This window comes from Maridesulfovibrio zosterae DSM 11974 (genome assembly GCF_000425265.1).
In the GTDB taxonomy this organism is placed as follows: Bacteria; Desulfobacterota; Desulfovibrionia; order Desulfovibrionales; family Desulfovibrionaceae; genus Maridesulfovibrio; species Maridesulfovibrio zosterae.
Genome location: NZ_KE384343.1, coordinates 50774 through 68152 on the forward strand (window position 1 = coordinate 50774; position 17379 = coordinate 68152).

The 17379-nt window shown below is 44.8% G+C and carries 15 protein-coding genes and 1 pseudogene; 2 read left to right on the forward strand and 14 right to left on the reverse strand.

Annotation, left to right across the window (positions count from 1 at the left end; genetic code table 11):
- Positions 1 to 872: pseudogene (locus H589_RS0116495) on the forward strand (hypothetical protein); the annotation flags it as partial.
- A gap of 152 nt (positions 873 to 1024) precedes the next feature.
- Here the strand turns inward: H589_RS0116495 and larB are convergent.
- Genes larB through larC form a run of 3 tightly spaced genes read right to left on the reverse strand, consistent with a single transcriptional unit; the run spans position 1025 to position 3817 of the window.
- Positions 1025 to 1771: a nickel pincer cofactor biosynthesis protein LarB gene (larB, locus tag H589_RS0116500; protein ID WP_027723044.1), complete on the reverse strand. Its 747-nt coding sequence runs from the start codon at positions 1769 to 1771 to the stop codon at positions 1025 to 1027.
- A gap of 23 nt (positions 1772 to 1794) precedes the next feature.
- Positions 1795 to 2607 (reverse strand): ATP-dependent sacrificial sulfur transferase LarE, encoded by an 813-nt coding sequence (gene larE / locus H589_RS0116505; RefSeq protein ID WP_027723045.1) that lies wholly within the window; start codon positions 2605 to 2607, stop codon positions 1795 to 1797.
- 10 nt (positions 2608 to 2617) lie between these two features.
- On the reverse strand, positions 2618 to 3817 hold the full coding sequence (gene larC / locus H589_RS0116510; RefSeq protein ID WP_027723046.1) for a nickel pincer cofactor biosynthesis protein LarC: 1200 nt from the start codon (positions 3815 to 3817) through the stop codon (positions 2618 to 2620).
- 467 nt (positions 3818 to 4284) lie between these two features.
- Between larC and nifA the strand changes: the two genes are divergently transcribed.
- Entirely contained in the window at positions 4285 to 5877 is a 1593-nt protein-coding gene (gene nifA / locus H589_RS0116515; RefSeq protein ID WP_027723047.1) for a nif-specific transcriptional activator NifA, read from the forward strand.
- Positions 5878 to 6123: 246 nt separating this feature from the next.
- Here the strand turns inward: nifA and H589_RS0116520 are convergent, their stop codons facing one another.
- From H589_RS0116520 to nifH, 11 genes are all read right to left on the reverse strand, one after another.
- Complete coding sequence (locus H589_RS0116520) at positions 6124 to 7392, reverse strand: radical SAM protein (protein ID WP_035076522.1); 1269 nt, start codon at positions 7390 to 7392, stop codon at positions 6124 to 6126.
- A 101-nt stretch (positions 7393 to 7493) separates the two neighbouring features.
- Entirely contained in the window at positions 7494 to 8846 is a 1353-nt protein-coding gene (locus H589_RS0116525) for a nitrogenase component 1 (protein WP_027723049.1), read from the reverse strand.
- A 146-nt stretch (positions 8847 to 8992) separates the two neighbouring features.
- Entirely contained in the window at positions 8993 to 10360 is a 1368-nt protein-coding gene (nifE, locus tag H589_RS0116530; RefSeq protein WP_027723050.1) for a nitrogenase iron-molybdenum cofactor biosynthesis protein NifE, read from the reverse strand.
- Between the two features lie 14 nt (positions 10361 to 10374).
- Positions 10375 to 10833, reverse strand: coding sequence for a GNAT family N-acetyltransferase (locus tag H589_RS0116535; protein WP_027723051.1), 459 nt, complete (start codon positions 10831 to 10833; stop codon positions 10375 to 10377).
- Between the two features lie 11 nt (positions 10834 to 10844).
- Positions 10845 to 11147, reverse strand: coding sequence for a (2Fe-2S) ferredoxin domain-containing protein (locus H589_RS0116540; RefSeq protein ID WP_027723052.1), 303 nt, complete (start codon positions 11145 to 11147; stop codon positions 10845 to 10847).
- Positions 11148 to 11263: 116 nt separating this feature from the next.
- Positions 11264 to 12400 (reverse strand): NifB/NifX family molybdenum-iron cluster-binding protein, encoded by a 1137-nt coding sequence (locus H589_RS0116545; RefSeq protein ID WP_027723053.1) that lies wholly within the window; start codon positions 12398 to 12400, stop codon positions 11264 to 11266.
- A gap of 120 nt (positions 12401 to 12520) precedes the next feature.
- The gene (gene nifK / locus H589_RS0116550; protein ID WP_027723054.1) at positions 12521 to 13894 is read right to left on the reverse strand and encodes a nitrogenase molybdenum-iron protein subunit beta; all 1374 of its coding nucleotides are present in this window, start codon (positions 13892 to 13894) and stop codon (positions 12521 to 12523) included.
- 12 nt (positions 13895 to 13906) lie between these two features.
- Entirely contained in the window at positions 13907 to 15544 is a 1638-nt protein-coding gene (gene nifD / locus H589_RS0116555) for a nitrogenase molybdenum-iron protein alpha chain (RefSeq protein ID WP_027723055.1), read from the reverse strand.
- A 24-nt stretch (positions 15545 to 15568) separates the two neighbouring features.
- Positions 15569 to 15943: a P-II family nitrogen regulator gene (locus H589_RS0116560; RefSeq protein ID WP_027723056.1), complete on the reverse strand. Its 375-nt coding sequence runs from the start codon at positions 15941 to 15943 to the stop codon at positions 15569 to 15571.
- A 1-nt stretch (position 15944) separates the two neighbouring features.
- Complete coding sequence (locus H589_RS0116565; protein ID WP_027723057.1) at positions 15945 to 16292, reverse strand: P-II family nitrogen regulator; 348 nt, start codon at positions 16290 to 16292, stop codon at positions 15945 to 15947.
- Positions 16293 to 16336: 44 nt separating this feature from the next.
- Positions 16337 to 17164, reverse strand: coding sequence for a nitrogenase iron protein (nifH, locus tag H589_RS0116570; protein ID WP_027723058.1), 828 nt, complete (start codon positions 17162 to 17164; stop codon positions 16337 to 16339).
- Positions 17165 to 17379: the final 215 nt, after the last annotated feature.

A 17379-nucleotide genomic window follows, 5' to 3' on the forward strand; every position in this document is an offset into this window, starting at 1 on the left:
ACTCTTCCCCCGCGATAGGCAGCGACGGCACAATTTATGTGGGGTCATCTAATAGTAGTAATAATTTATACGCAATAAACCCTGCTGACCACAGTATAAAATGGTATTGTTATACAGATAAAGAGATACAATCTCCCCCTGCGATAGGCAGTGACGGCACAATTTATGTGACGACAGCTGGTGGTGAGTTATTCGCAGTAGAAGGAAACTCCGGTGGGTTAGCCGATACCCCATGGCCTAAATTTCATAACAACGCTAAAAATACAGGTTATAGAATCTTTGATGCTGTACAAGCCAGTTCGATTCAGGCTTCCGGTGTTACCGTCGGGGTTACAAATTGTTGTGCTAAAGAGATGACAAATGCGGAATTAAACACAAAATATTCAACAAACGGCTTTAACATCAAATCTATGATCAGGTCGTTTAACGCTACTATTAGCGTAAATGGCGGTTGTGGAACATTTAAATTTAATTCAACAGCTGTTCCCACAAGCAGAGTTGCAGACCTTCGCTTAATAAAATTTTACGACACCAACGGAACCTCAAAGGGCTATAGGACCTATGCTTCATCCGGTCCGGAATACGCTATTGACGGCAGCTGGTGGCTGACCAATTCCAGCGGAACCCATCTGGCTGCAAGTGATGTTACAACTCTCGGAACTGAATATTATGTATATTTTGTTGTTCAAGATAACGGCGACTATGATGAAAACAGAGCGCTGGGTGCAATTACTGACCCCGTTGGTTTAGGATCAACAACTGGAGATTCCGGCTGTGTTCTTAACCCCAATGCCGGGTTCGGCATTGAATGGTTATTTATGGGACTAGTTGCAGTAGTGTTGATGTTTAGAATGCGATTTGTAAGTGATTAGAGAAAGTCGTGAGGAATGAAGGTAAGGTGTGTGTTGTTTTTTGAATTGACGTGTCAGGTGAGAGTATCTGCTATGATAAACTTAAAGATATCCTATCAAAAGTTGGATTGGTGGCATGGTTTAGAATTGTTGCAAAAATAACTAGGCTGAGGTTATTCAATAAGTCTGGTTATTTTGCATGCAGCGCAAGCCGCTCCGAATCCATTATCAATATTAACAACCGTAACACCGCTGGCGCAGGATGTGAGCATACCCAGCAAGGCGGAAAGTCCTGAAAAATTAGCTCCGTAGCCGACAGAAGTAGGAACTGCAATAAGTGGCTGGTGAACCAGTCCTCCAATAACACTGGAAAGAGCTCCTTCCATACCTGCAATTACTATCAGAACAGTCGCTTTTCTTATCTCATCGATCCGGTCGAATAGGCGATGGATTCCGGCAACGCCGATGTCTGAGATTATAGTGGCATGACTACCTAGTATTTCACAAGTTACTTTTGCTTCTTCAGCAACAGAAAGGTCAGATGTGCCTGCCGTAATTATCGCGACAGTTCCTTTGCTATAAGTTATTTTATTCTCTACGTATGTAAGAGTATTTGCCATTGAATTGTATTTTACGTCGGGAAATAGCGATCGAATATGTTCAGCCATTTCTTTGGAAGCACGGGTTACCAGAACATTGTTGCGCGTATGCATATGCATAAAAATATCTGCAACCTGTTCAGGTGATTTGCCTGCGCCGTATACTACTTCAGGAAAACCGTTTCTAAGTCTGCGATGGTGATCAATTTTAGTGTGACCGATGTCCTGAAAAGGAAGATCCCGTAACTTATCCATTCCCTGTTCAACATCAAGTTTGCCGTCGCGAATTTGATTTAAAATATCTTCCATAGAATTACTCATATATATTCACTTCCTGTGCTTGCTTACGGCTGTTGCACATCGTTTAAACTTCCCATGCTGTATCCTGAAATATCAACGGCAACATAGCGGTAGCCGAGCTCTTTAAGTTTTGATTCGATACCGTAAATTTTGCTGGCTGTAATAAGTTCGATTATTTTATCTTCGGACACTTCAATGCGTGCAACATCGCCGTGGTGGCGTACCCGCACGGCTTTAAAACCTATATCCATGAGGAAAATTTCAGCCTGTTCAACCTGTTGCAGAGCTTCATCTTTAACATGTTGCCCGACAGGCATCCGGGACATGAGACAGGCAAAGGATGGCTTATTCCAAGTAGGGAGTCCAAATTTTCGTGAAAGATGTCTTATCTCTGCCTTATTAAGATCTGCCTCCACAAGAGGGCTGCATATTCCAAGTTCAGCAAGAGCTTTAAGTCCCGGACGATAGTCATTGAGATCGTCAACGTTGGTTCCGTCAAGCACGCTGGACAGGTTCTTATCGAGCGCAATTTCAATTAATTTACTAAATATGATTTTTTTGCAGGTATAGCAGTGGTCAGGAGGATTGTAACGCAGTTCTTCCGGAAAAGGCATATCTACTGCAACATGGTCAATTTCCATCTGTTTTGCAAAAAAAACAGCCTCTTTGTTTTCCCATTTTGGAATGTAGGGAGTTGAAACAGTTACCGCAAGAATCCTGTCACCTAAAGCCTGTTTTGCAGCATAAAGCAGAAATGTACTGTCCACTCCTCCTGAGAAAGCAATAATTGCGCTTTTTGCTGTAGAAAGATTTTGCAGGAATTTTTCGTATTTGTAATTGAGTGCTGCGGAAGTCATTTCATTTTTCCTAAATTTTACGGACCCTGCCTATCTGCAGGTATACTTCCCCGAGAGGCATATTGTGAAGGCTGGCCAGTTTACGGCAATCCTCAAGTTCCGGCTTGGAACGGATTATCTTTCCATCAAGGATTGCATTTTTCATGGTGACTTCACCAAGAGGGGTTTTCAGCTTTTCAAAAGAAATATCAAGCACTGTTTTTTCGATGGGAATACTTTTTATTCCCAGGGTAGTTGTATGCATGAAAATGAGTTTTTTAAATTTATCTTCATCAATTTCGCTGCAAAGAATTGAAAGAGTGGTTGCAGGACGGTTTTTTTTCATCATTGCAGGGGTAAAGTGTACATCCATAGCTCCGCTTTCCATGAGTTGATCCATGACCGCTCCAAGCATTTCTGCGGTCATATCATCAATATTGCACTGGAGCAGGCGGGCTGGAATTGTTTTAAGCGTGCCGGACTCTTCGGCGACCTTTGCCAGATGTACACGTAGAACGTTAGGGATTTCCGTATCTCGATGACCTATTGCATAACCTGTCCTTTCAACAATCATTTTAGGAGAATCAGAAAATTTATCTACCAGAGACGCAAGTATCGCCGCTCCGGTAGGTGTTGTGGTCTCCTTTTGCACTGCACCTCTGGTTGTCGGGCAGCCTTTTAATATATCTGATGTCGCAGGGGCAGGAACGGGCATTATTCCATGCGCACATTTAACAAAACCGCCTCCAAGTTCAATGGATGAGCACCAGACTTCGTCGATTTGAAGTTGATGAAAACATATTGCTGCCCCGACTATATCTACGATGGAGTCAGTTGCACCAACCTCGTGGAAATGGACATCATAAAGTCCTGCTCCGTGAATTTTAGCTTCAGCCTCAGCGACATGCTTAAAAATGGCAAGACTGGTTTTCTTTACATTTTCATTAAGACTACTGGCTTTGATGATATTTTCGATATCTTTTAGATTTCTGTGTACGTGATGGTGATGATGACCACTATTATGATGGTGATGCTTAAGTTCTACATCAACCCTTGTGCCGTGAATCCCTTTACGGGAGTCTGCTGATACCTTTACTGAAAATTCATGATCAAGGTTCAGTTTGGATAATTCACTCCTAAGATATTCAGGAGTCACACCCAATTCAATCATAGCTGCAAGATTCATATCACCACTGATGCCGGAAAAACAATCGTAGTAAAGTATATTCATTGTATTCTGCTCTGATTTTATTTGTAAATATGAGTTTGACGTCTTGAAATTATAGATACCTGACAAGTCTAAGCATTCAGTAATATAAATGTATTAGCAATGTGTTATCTGTCACTCTTTTTAATGAATTCAGCATTTCGGATGCGCTCCTCAGAAATACAGAAGTCATGTTCGTAATGGTATACTGCGTGATCATCTGTACAGCATGTATGATTTTTTATGTACTTTGCAGTTACCTTACCCTCGATGTCCAGATCTTTCTGGGGGGATGATTGGGAGTATGTAGAAATGGAAAACTGGTGATTTATTTTACAAAAAAGTGCTTCTTTTATTTGCAAATATGTAGACTGTAAGTTTGTTTTTTACATATTTGTAGAAAATACATTTTTGAATTTTATTGTAACTGTCTTATATATAATGATTTTAACTATTTTGATTGAGTGGCACTCTCTTTGCTAGTCCATGGCATGTACTCCTCACTGCACGGATTAAAACTTTCAGCGCTGGTTGCTATCTGTCAGGCAATCGAAAAGGCCCTTAATCTGGAGTCGGCCCTTGATGGTGTGCTCAGTATATTATCAAATAAACTGAGCATGCAGCGGGCCACTGTTACTTTGTATGATCCTGAGACAAAGCAGCTATCAATTAACGCCTCGTACGGACTTACCCTCGAGGAAAAACAGCGTGGTGTCTACCGTCTTGATGAAGGTGTGACTGGACGTATTTTTCAGACCGGTGAGCCTTATTATGTTCCTGACATTACTAAAGAACCTCTTTTTCTGGATAAAACCGGAGCCCGCAAGATTCAGCGTGGTCTGACATCTTTTATCGGTGTACCTATTACTCTGCACTCGGAGCCTATCGGAGTCCTCAATGTTGACCGCATCTTTGAGGACGATATTGCTGCGGAAGAAGATATTGATTTTTTGAAAATTGTAGCAACTCTGATCGGCCAGTTTATCAGTCTTAACGAGAAAGTTATGGAGCGTGAAGCCGCTCTGAAACGAGAAAACACTTCTCTTCGCTATCAGATTTCAAAGAAGACTAAAGGACTCTACATAGTTGGACAGAGTTCAGCCATGGTGGAAGTTCAGAGACAGATTGAAAAAGTTTCTCCCACCAAAGCAACTGTTCTTCTACTTGGTGAATCCGGAGTTGGTAAAACTCTCATCGCCCGTATTATACACGAGCTATCAGACCGTAAAGGGCATCCTTTCATTAAAGTCAACTGTGCCTCCATTCCTGAGAACCTTCTTGAGTCTGAATTATTCGGGTATGAAAAAGGTGCATTTACAGGAGCCAGCGGAACACGGCAGGGACGCTTTGAAGAAGCTGATTGCGGTACTATTTTTCTGGATGAAATCGGCGAATTTCCTATGAATCTCCAGTCCAAGCTTTTGCGTGTTCTGCAGGAAAAAGAGTTTGAACGTCTAGGCTCAAACCGGACACGTAATATTGATGTACGAATTCTGGCTGCTACTAACCGTGATCTTGGAGAGCTTGTCGAGCACAACGAGTTCCGGCTTGACCTTTACTATCGCCTCAATATTTTTCCTGTAACAGTTCCTCCTCTGCGTGAACGTAAAGAAGATATTACAGGACTGCTCAACCACTTTTTGCAGAAAATGTCTGAAGATTATGGTCGGCTGATGTTTTTTACTCCTGCTGCATTGGACGCACTCATGATTTATGACTGGCCAGGCAATGTGCGTGAGATGCAGAATTTAATTGAACGGCTCGTTATTATGTCTGATTCTGAGTATATAACTCTTGAATTTTTAAAGGCATACCTTTCACCTGGACAAAATGGTTCTGCAATACCGGGATCAAGTGAAAATGTGAGTGTTTCCCGCGATGAACCACCTCATTGCACTTCTTTAAAAGAAGTTGAGCGTAACGAAGTAGTGGCTGCGCTCGAAAGAAGCGGATGGATTCAGTATAAGGCTGCTGAAACTCTGGGACTGTCGGCACGTCAGATGGGCTATCGTGTTAAGCGCTACGGGCTTGAATCAATGATCGCTGAAGGTCGAGCCAGACTTAGGCGTATGAAGAAAGACTAAAATTTCCTGACTGGCTGACGCTATGGCTAGGTTGCCATGGCAGAACAAAGTCCTCACATCGGGTGAGGACTTTTTTTGTAAAAAACATTCAATGATCTTATTATAGGTGAAGGCCCTGACAGAGCAACTTGTCAGGGCCTTCGCAGTGTATAGAAACGGAGTTTTTCTATCGAATATCAGTTTTCAGTGAAAGTGAGATCAACAAAGATACACACTATTATTCTCACCTGTTTTTTTCAATGTATGTTAACCGCATTTAGTACCGGTTCCGGTACAGCAGGCGTCGGCTATGCTGCCACGTCTACCTTTGAGGGCTTCAATATTTCCACCTTTATAAATTACGTTCAGTGCATCTTCAATGAAGCCGCTGACAATGTGCGGAGTTATGCCATTTTCTTCAAGCAACATCTGTGGTGTTTCCCCTATGGCTGCAGCGAGAACGGCACGACAGTCTTTGAGCGTTGCGGCGAGGTCGGCCCAGCGCTGAGGTCCGCACCCAGATCTTGGGGCTTTGCGTTTTTCAATAAGTTTGAAGTTCCCGGATTCATCTTCCCCCCAGATATGGAATTCTTTAGCTTCACCTAGATGCTGGTTGATGAGCATGCCTTCACGTGTAGAGACTGCAACGTATGGGCGTGGAGCTTTAATATCTATAGGTTTTAATTCGGAACACGCTTTTAGTGTGCCGCAAAGTGATGCTGATTTATCATCCCCAAGCAGCCCGACTGCATCTGCACGGCAGCGTTTGCAATGAGTCATCTGTTCTATTATTTTTCCGGCTTCTTTGCGTAGAGGTCCTATAATTTCGTGACCGGGTTCTTTAACATCAGCAAAAGGAGTATCTGCAGTAGGCTTGATAGGGATCATGTTCTGTATATCCGCGCCAAGTTCAGAGACAACTTTTGCTACTTCAGGAATGTGGTCTTCGTTTACTCCGGGAATGACTATAGAGTTAACCTTAACTACAATGCCTCTTTCCTTAAGCCCTTTGATTGCAGCAAGCTGACGTTTAAGCAAAACTTTTGCACCCTGTTCGCCACGGTATACAATTTTACCGTCTTTAACCCATGAATAAATCTTTGCACCGATGGCAGGATCAACCGCACTGATGGTTATGGTTACATGAGATACACCAAGCTCAGCAATTTCATCTAAATGTGGCAGAATGCCCATACCGTTTGATGAAAGACAAAAAAGTAATTGTGGATGTTTTTCGTTAAGCAGACGCATGGTTTCCAGCGTTTCTTCTGCATTTGCAAAAGGATCACCCGGACCTGCTATGCCGGCAACAGTGATGCGTGGTTCTTTTGCCAGTACTTTATCCATGTATTCAGCTGCCTGAAAAGGTTTTAAGACACCACTGGTTACGCCGGGGCGGGATTCATTTACACAGTCATACTTCCGATTACAGTAGTTACACTGGATGTTGCATTTAGGTGCTACCGGAAGGTGAACACGTCCGCATGAGCCTGCGGTTTCTTTATTGAAGCAAGGATGTTTAGTGGTGTCTTTCATGATCTTTCTCCCTGTATATGTGAATATATTAATTCAAGTTATTTTAAAGAAAATCTATTCGAGGTTCAGAAAGGGCGTTGTCCCTTTATTATGAACTTAAGTTACATGTAGCCATATCCGATCTGGCTATCTGCCTGTTTTTTCTCAAGAACCGCATTGACGATCTGATCGAACAGAGACAAAGCTCCTTTGTAGCCTAAATGCAGAATGCGCTGACCTCCGAATCTGTCGTGTACCGGGAAACCTATACGGATAAGTGGGATATTCCATGCTTTTGCGTACTTGTATCCTTTAGAGTGTCCGATAAGCAGGTCGGGCTGCAATTCTCCGGCTCTTTCTGCAATGTCATGGAAGTCAACCCCTTCGTGGATTTCAGGTTCGTTACGGGCAACCCCTTTAGTAACGTCCTTAATGGCTTTTCCCAGCCCTCTGTTCTTTGCTCCTGTTCCGGCAAGGATCACATCAACACCTATTTCCGCCAGAAAGGAACAAAGTCCGGTTACTAGGTCTTCTTCACCGTAAACAACAGCACGTTTACCGAATACGTATTTGTGCCCGTCCACGTATGCATCAATAAGCCTACCCCTTTCCCGTTCATAACTGACAGGGGTATCAATGCCAGAAATAGCCTCAAGTTTATCAAAAAAATTATCGGTCTCGCGCAGGCCAATTGGAAGGCCTATACGGTGGTTTGGAACATTAAAAGCCTTCTGAAGGCTGGTTCCACCGGTAGCTCCGGGTAGACAACGACCGAATTCTATGGTGGCTGCTGCACCGGACATTTTTTTGATGGATTCGATTGGAGTCCCGCCGGAAGGTATTTTTACGTAATCTTCAAGGGCCGGGCCATCGAGAGTATCTGAAATATCAGGAAGAATAGTCGATTTAAGTCCGAAACGGTCACATATATCTCGCAAGTGGCGGACATCTTCGCATGAAACCATGTTTGGAAGTATATTTACACTGCCATCGTATTCAGCCTTTTCAGTGCAAAGCTGTTCTACAAGAGAACGAACCGCACCATGCCAGCCGTCAGTATGTGTTCCGTTGTAACTGGGGGTGGATACTTCTACTATTTCCGGTAATTCAAGGTCGCCGAATTCATCATGAAACTCTTTAAGATACATGGGCACGTTATCGCCGATTGTTTCAGTCAGGCAGGTGGTTGCCACTCCGACGAGCTCTGGCTCATACTTTTTCATGACATTAAGAATGCCTTTTTTCAGATTAGCAGCGCCTCCGTAGATTGCGTGCTTCTCGCCTAGTGCGGAGGAAGCTATATCAACAGGTTCGCGGTAATGACTGATAATGTAACGGCGCATATAAGTGGCGCAGCCCTGTGAACCATGTAGAAAAGGAATAGCTCCTTCAACTCCGCGGAAAGCAAGGGATGCACCAAGGGGGGTACAAAGCTTACAGGCATTAGTGGTAGATGTATAATTCTTGCTGGACATATCTGGACTCCGTATATTCCTGCGGCAGTTCTCCTGTGAAGGAGAGAAAGCTTCTGTGAAAGCTTTGACTGCTCTGGATCATCTATTTGTAATCTTTTTATGAACTTAAATATTAACGTTGCTCTTTATGGGACGCTAAGCAGTGATTAGCTTTTCTCTTTACGTCTTTTTGCTCTTCTTGGAGCAAATTGCCAGACTGGACTCATAGCTGATGAATGTATCTCTCTGGCGAAGTTGAGCATACCGACAAAGCCTTCCAGAGCTTCTTTGCGTTCGTGATTGTGATCACAGAAACCTACGCCCAGCTTGAATGCAATGGGTCTTTCTTTTACGCCGCCTACAAAGATATCTACGTCTTTTTCTTTGATGAATGCTGACAGTTCCAGTGGATTGGCATCATCGACCAGAATGGTTCCCGGATCAGAAATCCTTTCCAGTTCCGCGTAATCTTCTGGGGTTCCGGTCTGTGAGCCTACCATGACAACTTTCATTCCAAGATGTCGGAATGCTTTGAGAAGTGAGAAGGCTTTGAATGAACCTCCGACATACATGGCAACTTTTTTACCTTCGAGGTCTTTGCGCATAACGGCAAGCTCAGGCATAAGTTTTGAAAGTTCGTCACGAACGAGTTCTTCTGTGCGTTTGACAATGTCCGGGTCGACATCCTTGAAGAAATCAGCAACCTGATAGAGGGAGTCCGCCATATCTTCAATGCCGAGGTAGGAGACGCGCATGTATGGTTTGCCGTACTCTTCTTCAATCATTTTTGCCAAATCCAATGTCGCACCCGAACACTGTACAAGGTTCAGGGCCGCTCCGTGGCTGCGCCCGATATCCTTTACACGTCCGTCGCCAGTAATATTGGCAACAACTTCCACCCCCATCTTTCTGAAATATTCACGGATGATCCATATTTCTCCGGCAAGATTAAAGTCACCGAGAATATTAACGGACAGAGGGGAAATATCTGAAGTATCTTCTGTTCCGACCAGTTTGAACATCGCTTTACAAGCGGCCAGATATCCTTCCCTCTTGCTGCCTTTGAATCCTTCAGACTGTACAGGAAGAACAGGAATACCTTTCTTTTCAGTCATTTTACGGCATACTGCCTCAAGGTCATCGCCTATAATTCCGACTATGCAAGTGGAGTAAACAAAAGCTGCTTTAGGAGAATGTCGGTCTATAAGTTCATCAAGTGCTGCTTCAAGTTTTTTTTCACCGCCGAAAATTACATCCATTTCCTGAAGATCCGTTGAGAAGGATGAGCGATGCAGCTCCGGGCCACTGGAAAGTGCACCGCGGATATCCCATGTGTAAACCGCACAGCCTATGGGACCGTGTACAAGGTGCAGAGCGTCAGCTATCGGGTAGAGGACAACCCTGGATCCACAGAATACGCATGCTCTCTGACTGACAGCTCCAGCAAGCGATTCACGGTTACAGGCCATGTCTAATGCACCTTCACCTGTCCTGTGGATCTGATCTTTGCGTTCATCTAAAATTGTATCAGTCATGGCTTACTCCTAATTTATACACTGTGTTTTTTTCGAAGGCAGATGAGGCTGGTTCTTTCCCAGCCTATTTTGTCATAAAATTCTAGGGCTGTACTATTGTCGCAGTCTGCAAGTAATTGCAGTCTTGTTGCTCGATTTTTTTTTGCGAAATCGTATATTCCCTTCATGAGCATTAAGCCTATGCCCTGTCCTTGAAAGTCTTTACGGACAACAACGTCTTCCACTAAAATTGAGGGACCTCCCTCTGCTGTGGATATTACGATCTGACCGGTGCACATGCCGACCACTTCACCATCGTGATCCGCTACAAGTATGCTGGCTCGTGGGTTTCCCAGCATCATTCTAAGACCATCAAGCTGTTTAGATCTCTCAACTGAAAAGTCCGCTTCAATGGAGAAGAGCATTTTCAGCAGGTCTGCTAAAGGTTCAAGGTCAGCAGAACGTGCGTTGCGGATAGCTATTGTGGTCGGCATGTATTCCTTCCCTAATCAATCAAATATTTAGAACATGGTTCGCCGTCTTCAAGTCCATCGAGAATTTCATCAATTGCTTCTTCAGAATCAACTCCCTTGAACCACCAGTTTTCAGGCTGAACCACGAGAATCGGTCCAGATTCACACTGTTTAAGACAGCTAGTGGCAACAACCAGTGTATCCAGACCACGGTCCAGGGTTTCTTCCTCAATGTACTGCAAAAATCCTTCGGTCTGTTTATGACAGATACCTTTAGGGGCACCGGCTGCGCGGAAGCTCTGACAACAGATGATCATTCTTTCGGGGGTAGCCATATTATCTCTCCTTTGTGCTGGTTATCAATTGCGTGCCGTGAGGGTTGAAAACCCTGCTGGGCGTATGGTGGTTAATTCGCCTTGGCGGGCAAAAATATATTGTTCATGGGCTGGGTTTATTTACACTTTTTACCTTTTTTACCACCGCCATAGAGGACATCTACCAAGCCTTCGACGTTATCCTCTGAAACGATGACATTGATGCCTTTGGAACCTAAAATTTGTTTGGGATTGTCGCCTGCCCCGGCGCATATCAGCGCGAAACAATCATTCAAGGTTTCAGCCAGTTTTTCCCATCTGGCAGATCCTCCTCCCGGTTCAGGAGTGGGCCTTGTTTCAAGCAGACAGGCAAGGCCGTCTTGGCGCGGACCGTAAATAATTACCTGACGGGTATGTCCAAGATGCAGGTCTACATCCATGCCGGAAGAACTAACGACCGCAACATTAGGACGGCTTTTTGTCGGTTTAGGCATTGTACACTCACAGGGGGCTTCAACATCTATTTCAGCTCCGCATTTCACCCAGGGGGCCATCAGTTCAATATGTTTTCCTGCCAGTTTGCGGGCTTCTTCAATCTGTTCATTTGTAACGCTTGAGAAATTGCTGTCTTCGGCGGGAATGAAAGGAGTAATAGACATAATGTCAGCTCCCAGCTCTTTAACCGCTTTAGCAATGTCTTCAATGTGATCAATATTTTCAGGATAGAGGGTTGTGTTGATTTTTACAGTCAGTCCTGCCTTTTTGAAAGCCGCGATAGACCTAGCCTGTTCTTTTATCAGTAATTTTGCTGCTTCAGGTAAAGGTACGTTTTTGGTGGATGGACGAATCCATGCATATAGTTTTGCGGCTACGCTCGGATCCACCGCATCCACCAAAACAGTGATGTGGGATAGATTTAAAGTTACCAGATTTTTAACACATTCTGTTCCACCGATTCCAAGGGTAGTCAGACATAAATTCATAGCAGGATATTTGGTCCTGACCAGCATGAGGGTTGAGCTGGTGGTGTTAAAACTGGCTAGTGGATCTCCGGGACCGGTAATACCGACTACTTTGATTTTCTTGCCTTCTTCGATGAGGCTGTCCAGCATGCATACTGCAGCTTCAGGCTGCATCGCAACGGGCGACTTTATTTCTGGTGTGAAGCGTATGCGGGCATAAGATTTGGGAGCAACCGGAAGGTGAACACGACCGATGGAGGCCCGAGCGGAAGAGCCAAAACAGGGATGGGAAGAAAAATTTGAAGAAGTCATATCAGCTCCGTAATCTTTTGCCTTTGGAAAATTTTATTGCCAGAGGTGCGAAGTATATTAGGTCATCTTAGGTCTGCAGGACCTTCGAGTCGTTGCCGAAGGTCCTGCAGAGCAATATTATTAAAGAACCAGTTCGAATTTTTCTTCGGAATCATCTCTGTCTTTGCGATCGAGAAGCAGTCCGAGGATTTTTTCAAGAAGGCGTAATCCGCCTTTATAACCCACGGTAGGAAAGTACTGATGGCCCTGACGGTCTACGATGGGAAATCCCCAGCGTAGGAAAGGTACGTCTTCGTCTCTGGCGATGTACTTGCCGTATGTGTTACCGATGAGCAGATCAACAGGCTCATTTTTGATCCACTGGTGCAGAAGGAACATGTCACCTTTGGCTTTAACTTTGACTTCGAATGGCATATCTTTGGTGATTTCTTTAATGCGTTTTTCGAATTTTTTACCGGGAGTTCCGGTAACCACGTACACAGGGCACATGTCGATAGAGCAAAGAAATTCCACCATAGATATAAGCTGATCAGGGTCGCCGTAGATGGCTACGCGTTTACCGTAGAAGTACTGGTGCATGTCAGAGATCAGGTCCACCAGCTGTCCACGTTCAAAAGAGATGGAATCAGGAATGGACACTCCTGCAACGGTGCGCAGTACATCAATAAAACGGTCTGTTGCACTTAATCCGAAAGGCATATCAAGTACTGTGCAAGGCACTTTGTGCTTGGAATCCAGCCAGCGGGCAGCGTCAGCAGAGCACCATTCGCCAAGGGCAAGAGTTCCGATTGCTTTACTTGTTTCTTTGAGTTCTTTTACGGTTACGCCGCCGTCAGGGAACATTTTATATTCGCCGCTCAAAGGACCGTTTAAAACTCCTGAAGTGTCAGGAAAGAGAGTTATATCTACGCCGATAAGAGAAGATAGGCGCTTAATCTCTTCCATATCGCAAGGTTCAACCCAGCCTGGAATGATGTTTACTTTGCCGTTCTTTTCAGAAGTAGGCTCGGCAAGCTGAGCCATGGCTTTAACCATATTTGAAAAACCAGTGACATGAGAACCTACGTAACTTGGAGTAGGTGCGCCGATCATGGTTTTCCCTTCTGGAATCTTGCCTTCTTTTATTGCTTTGGTTCTGATCTGGTTGAGGTCATCACCGATTGTTTCGGAAAGGCAGGTAGTGTGGACCGCAATAACTTCAGGATCATAAACTGTGAAGATATTGTTGATAGCCTGCAGCAGGTTAGCCTGCCCGCCAAAGACGGATGCGCCTTCGGTGAATGAACTTGTAGCTGCAGAAACAGGCTCTTTGTAATGTCTGGTCAACATTGATCTGTGATAAGCACAGCAACCCTGTGAACCATGTGAATGTGGCAGACAGCCATGGATGCCCAGTGCTGCATACATGGCACCGATGGGCTGGCAGGTTTTTGCCGGGTTGATTACAAGTGACTTACGGTCTTTGATTTCTGTGGGGGTGTGTCTGAGTAACATATCTATTTCTCCTTACTCCCACACAAAAGTGGCTGTGAGTTCAGGGTTTTCCTGCCAGGGGGCTTTCATGTAGCTCCAGACTTTACTACCAACAAGACGGTCAATTTCTTTGTAGAAGTTGATTGCGCCCTGAAAGCCTGCATAGGGGCCGCCTGAGTCGTAACTGTGAAGCTGTTTCATAGGTACGCCAAGTTTCTGGATAGAGTATTTTTCTTTAATACCGGCGCAGAAGAGATCCGGTTTCATGAGTTCAACCAGTTTTTCAGCTTCGTACTGGTTCAAGTCGTCAACAATGATAGTTCCTTTATCCATGTCCGGATTAAGTCCTTCGTAGTGCTTGAACTGAAAACCAGACTCTTCAAGGGCTTTGATTTCTTCAGGGGTTTTACGGGCACGATAAAGAGCTTCATCTGCTTCGACTTCGATTTCTTCAATGTTCCTGGAGTCCGCATCAACCTTGATATCAGGGATAACATCACGGCCTTCGTAGTCATCGCGATGACCGAATTCGTAACCTGCGGAAATGGTTTTCATGCCCATTTCATTGAAGAGATCCTGATAGTGATGGGCACGTGAGCCGCCGACAAACATCATTGCAGTCTTGCCCTCAGTGCGGCTGCGCACGTCTGCTGCAACAGCTTCAACTTCTGGCAGTTCTTCAGCAATTACTTCGTTAATTCTGTCGATAAGTTTTTTATCACCAAAGTATTCGCCTATTTTACGCAGGGACTTAGCTGTTGAGGTTGCGCCGATGAAGTTAACTTTAATCCATGGAATACCGTATTTGGTTTCCAGCATGTCAGCCACATAGTTGATGGAGCGGTGACACATTACGCAGCTGAGGTCCGCATGCTGTGCAGAAGCAAACTGGTCGTATGTGGAGTTACCGGAAAATGTGGCAAGGTTGGTGATACCGCATTTTTTAAAGATGCGATCAATCTCAAAACCGTCACCACCAATGTTGTATTCACCAAGAAGGTTGATTTTATATTCGCCTTCTTTAGGTTCAGTGTTTTCACCAACCAGATGGGTGAAAACCTGATTGTTAGCAATATGGTGACCGGCAGACTGGGAAACTCCTTTGTATCCTTCACAAGAGAATCCGAATACGTTGCAGTCACCGAACTTGGCTTTCATCTTCCTTGCAACAGCGTGAATATCATCTCCGATAAGTCCGACAGGACAGGTGGAGAAGATACAGATGCCTTTTGGATGAAATAGGTCATATGCTTCCTGAATGGCGGCTTCGAGTTTTTTCTCACCGCCGAAAATGATGTCCTGATCCTGCATGTCTGTTGAAAAACAGTAAGGCATATAATTTTCGCCATCAGGACCTGCGGAGGTCTGGTTGCGGCGTGTCAGCCAGGAGTAGAATCCACAGCCGATAGGACCGTGGGTAATATTTACGATATCGCGGGTAGGGCCCATGATAACGCCCTTACAACCTGCGTAGGTACAGCCGCGCATGGTTATGATGCCGGGGATTGTACGGACGTTGGCAACTATTTCCGGCGGAGCTTCACTTTCTGTTGCCTCGTTGATCATTATCTGTTTGGCGCGTTTGCGGGCTACTTTCGGCGGATACTTTTTAAGGAGTTCTTCCTTGATATCCGCTGGGTCCCACTGCACCACTTTCTTCGTAGTACTCATTGTCTATTTCTCCTCTACTTGGTGCTAGATGATGGACTTTTCGCCTGTTTCGCCTGTTCTGACTCTTACGGAGTCTCCAATGGAGCTGACGAAAATTTTACCGTCACCGGGTTTTCCGCTCTGATTGGCCTTGATAATGGCCTCGACCACACTGTCTACAGCATCATCTGGAACTACTGCAGTTACAATGCGTTTGGGATAGAGTTTGCCTTTTTCCCCGAGCACGGCAGCAGCTTCTTCGTAGCCCGATTCAACACCTTCAAGGACGGATGGATTAACAAATCCTTTTCCGCGGCCCTGAGCCTCATGTGCGAAGAAAGCATCTATGCCTGCTTCTGTGAGGGCTTTTTTGGTGCGGTTCATCATATTCATCCGCACAACTGCGATGATTTCCTTCATGCTACGCCTCCTCTGCAGGGGCTGCTTCATTTACGCCGGAGCTGATGGTGTAGACATCATCCACATCGGTAACAAATATTTTACCGTCGCCGAATGCGCCTTTTGCACCTGAACGGGCTGCGTCCATGATGGTGCTGATTACAAAATCTTTATCAGCAGCTTTAACTACGCTCATGAGCATGGTTTTAGGGATTTCATCATAGGTTACTTCGCCGATCTTGATGCCGCGCTGTTTACCGCGGCCTGCTACAGAGTATTTGGTTACGGCTGGAAAGCCGTTGTCCATAAGTGCTGCGAGGACGTCATCTGCTTTTTCCGGTCTTACAATTGCTCTCACCATGATCATCATTTGCTTCTCTCCTTGTGTGCTGTGTGTGCTTTTTTATTGAGAAATTAAACTTCCATCAGACCGTAATCGAGCAGAAGCTGTTCAAGTTCTTCGATTTCAAGAGGGGAGGGGACAACGAACATTTTATTTTCATCAATGGCTGTTGCCAGTCCACGATATTTGGCAGCCTGTGGAACGGTGTCGTCCCATTCAATAACTGTTTTACGGTTGATTTCAGCGCGCTGAACGTCATTGTCGCGGGGAACAAAGTAAATCATCTGTGTTCCGAGCTTTTTAGCGAGCTCTTCAATCATTTCCTTTTCGTTATCAACATTACGGGAATTACAGATCAGGCCGCCGAGGCGAACTCCGCCGGATTCAGCATATTTCATAATACCTTTGCAGATATTGTTAGCTGCATACATAGCCATCATTTCACCTGAGCAGACAATGTAAATTTCTTCAGCTTTACCGTCACGGATAGGCATTGCAAATCCACCACAAACAACGTCACCAAGAACATCGTAGAATGCGTAGTCAAGACCTTCTGATTCTTCGTATGCACCGAGGTTCTCAAGCATGTTGATGGAAGTTATGATTCCGCGTCCTGCACATCCTACTCCCGGCTCAGGTCCACCGGATTCAACACACCATGTGTCTCCGAAACCAGGCTTACGGATATCCTCAAGCTCAACATCTTCACCTTCTTCACGCAGAGTATCGAGAACTGATTTCTGAGCCAGTCCGCCCAGCAGCAGGCGGGTTGAGTCAGCCTTAGGGTCACAACCGACAACCATGACTTTACGGCCCATTGTTGCGAGACCTGCTACGGTGTTCTGAGTTGTTGTGGATTTACCTATTCCGCCTTTTCCGTAGATTGCTACCTTTCTCATAATTTCCTCCATGGGGTTTGGATTGTTTTTGTTGATGCTGACTCTCATAAGGCAAGGTATGTGCCAAAACTCTATATCTGTTATAAAGTGTTGGTATAAAAGAAGAAAGTTGCTTAAATTGATTTGTTGATCAGCCTACGAAAAGTGTAGGTAAATACTGTGTGTAGGTACGAAAAGTGTAGGAAGCTACATTTTTGTATGTTGTTGGTAATAGG

What these genes read in the sequence shown, in the direction of transcription:
- H589_RS0116545 (WP_027723053.1), bottom strand. Translation starts at nt 12,400, where the DNA reads ATGACTTCTTCAAATTTTTCTTCCCATCCCTGTTTTGGCTCTTCCGCT.
- H589_RS0116535 (WP_027723051.1), bottom strand. Translation starts at nt 10,833, where the DNA reads ATGCCGACCACAATAGCTATCCGCAACGCACGTTCTGCTGACCTTGAA.
- H589_RS0116520 (WP_035076522.1), bottom strand. Translation starts at nt 7,392, where the DNA reads ATGAAAGACACCACTAAACATCCTTGCTTCAATAAAGAAACCGCAGGC.
- nifH (WP_027723058.1), bottom strand. Translation starts at nt 17,164, where the DNA reads ATGAGAAAGGTAGCAATCTACGGAAAAGGCGGAATAGGTAAATCCACA.
- nifE (WP_027723050.1), bottom strand. Translation starts at nt 10,360, where the DNA reads ATGACTGATACAATTTTAGATGAACGCAAAGATCAGATCCACAGGACA.
- nifA (WP_027723047.1), top strand. Translation starts at nt 4,285, where the DNA reads ATGTACTCCTCACTGCACGGATTAAAACTTTCAGCGCTGGTTGCTATC.
- larB (WP_027723044.1), bottom strand. Translation starts at nt 1,771, where the DNA reads ATGAGTAATTCTATGGAAGATATTTTAAATCAAATTCGCGACGGCAAA.
- larE (WP_027723045.1), bottom strand. Translation starts at nt 2,607, where the DNA reads ATGACTTCCGCAGCACTCAATTACAAATACGAAAAATTCCTGCAAAAT.
- nifK (WP_027723054.1), bottom strand. Translation starts at nt 13,894, where the DNA reads ATGTTACTCAGACACACCCCCACAGAAATCAAAGACCGTAAGTCACTT.
- larC (WP_027723046.1), bottom strand. Translation starts at nt 3,817, where the DNA reads ATGAATATACTTTACTACGATTGTTTTTCCGGCATCAGTGGTGATATG.
- H589_RS0116525 (WP_027723049.1), bottom strand. Translation starts at nt 8,846, where the DNA reads ATGTCCAGCAAGAATTATACATCTACCACTAATGCCTGTAAGCTTTGT.
- H589_RS0116565 (WP_027723057.1), bottom strand. Translation starts at nt 16,292, where the DNA reads ATGATGATCATGGTGAGAGCAATTGTAAGACCGGAAAAAGCAGATGAC.
- H589_RS0116540 (WP_027723052.1), bottom strand. Translation starts at nt 11,147, where the DNA reads ATGGCTACCCCCGAAAGAATGATCATCTGTTGTCAGAGCTTCCGCGCA.
- nifD (WP_027723055.1), bottom strand. Translation starts at nt 15,544, where the DNA reads ATGAGTACTACGAAGAAAGTGGTGCAGTGGGACCCAGCGGATATCAAG.
- H589_RS0116560 (WP_027723056.1), bottom strand. Translation starts at nt 15,943, where the DNA reads ATGAAGGAAATCATCGCAGTTGTGCGGATGAATATGATGAACCGCACC.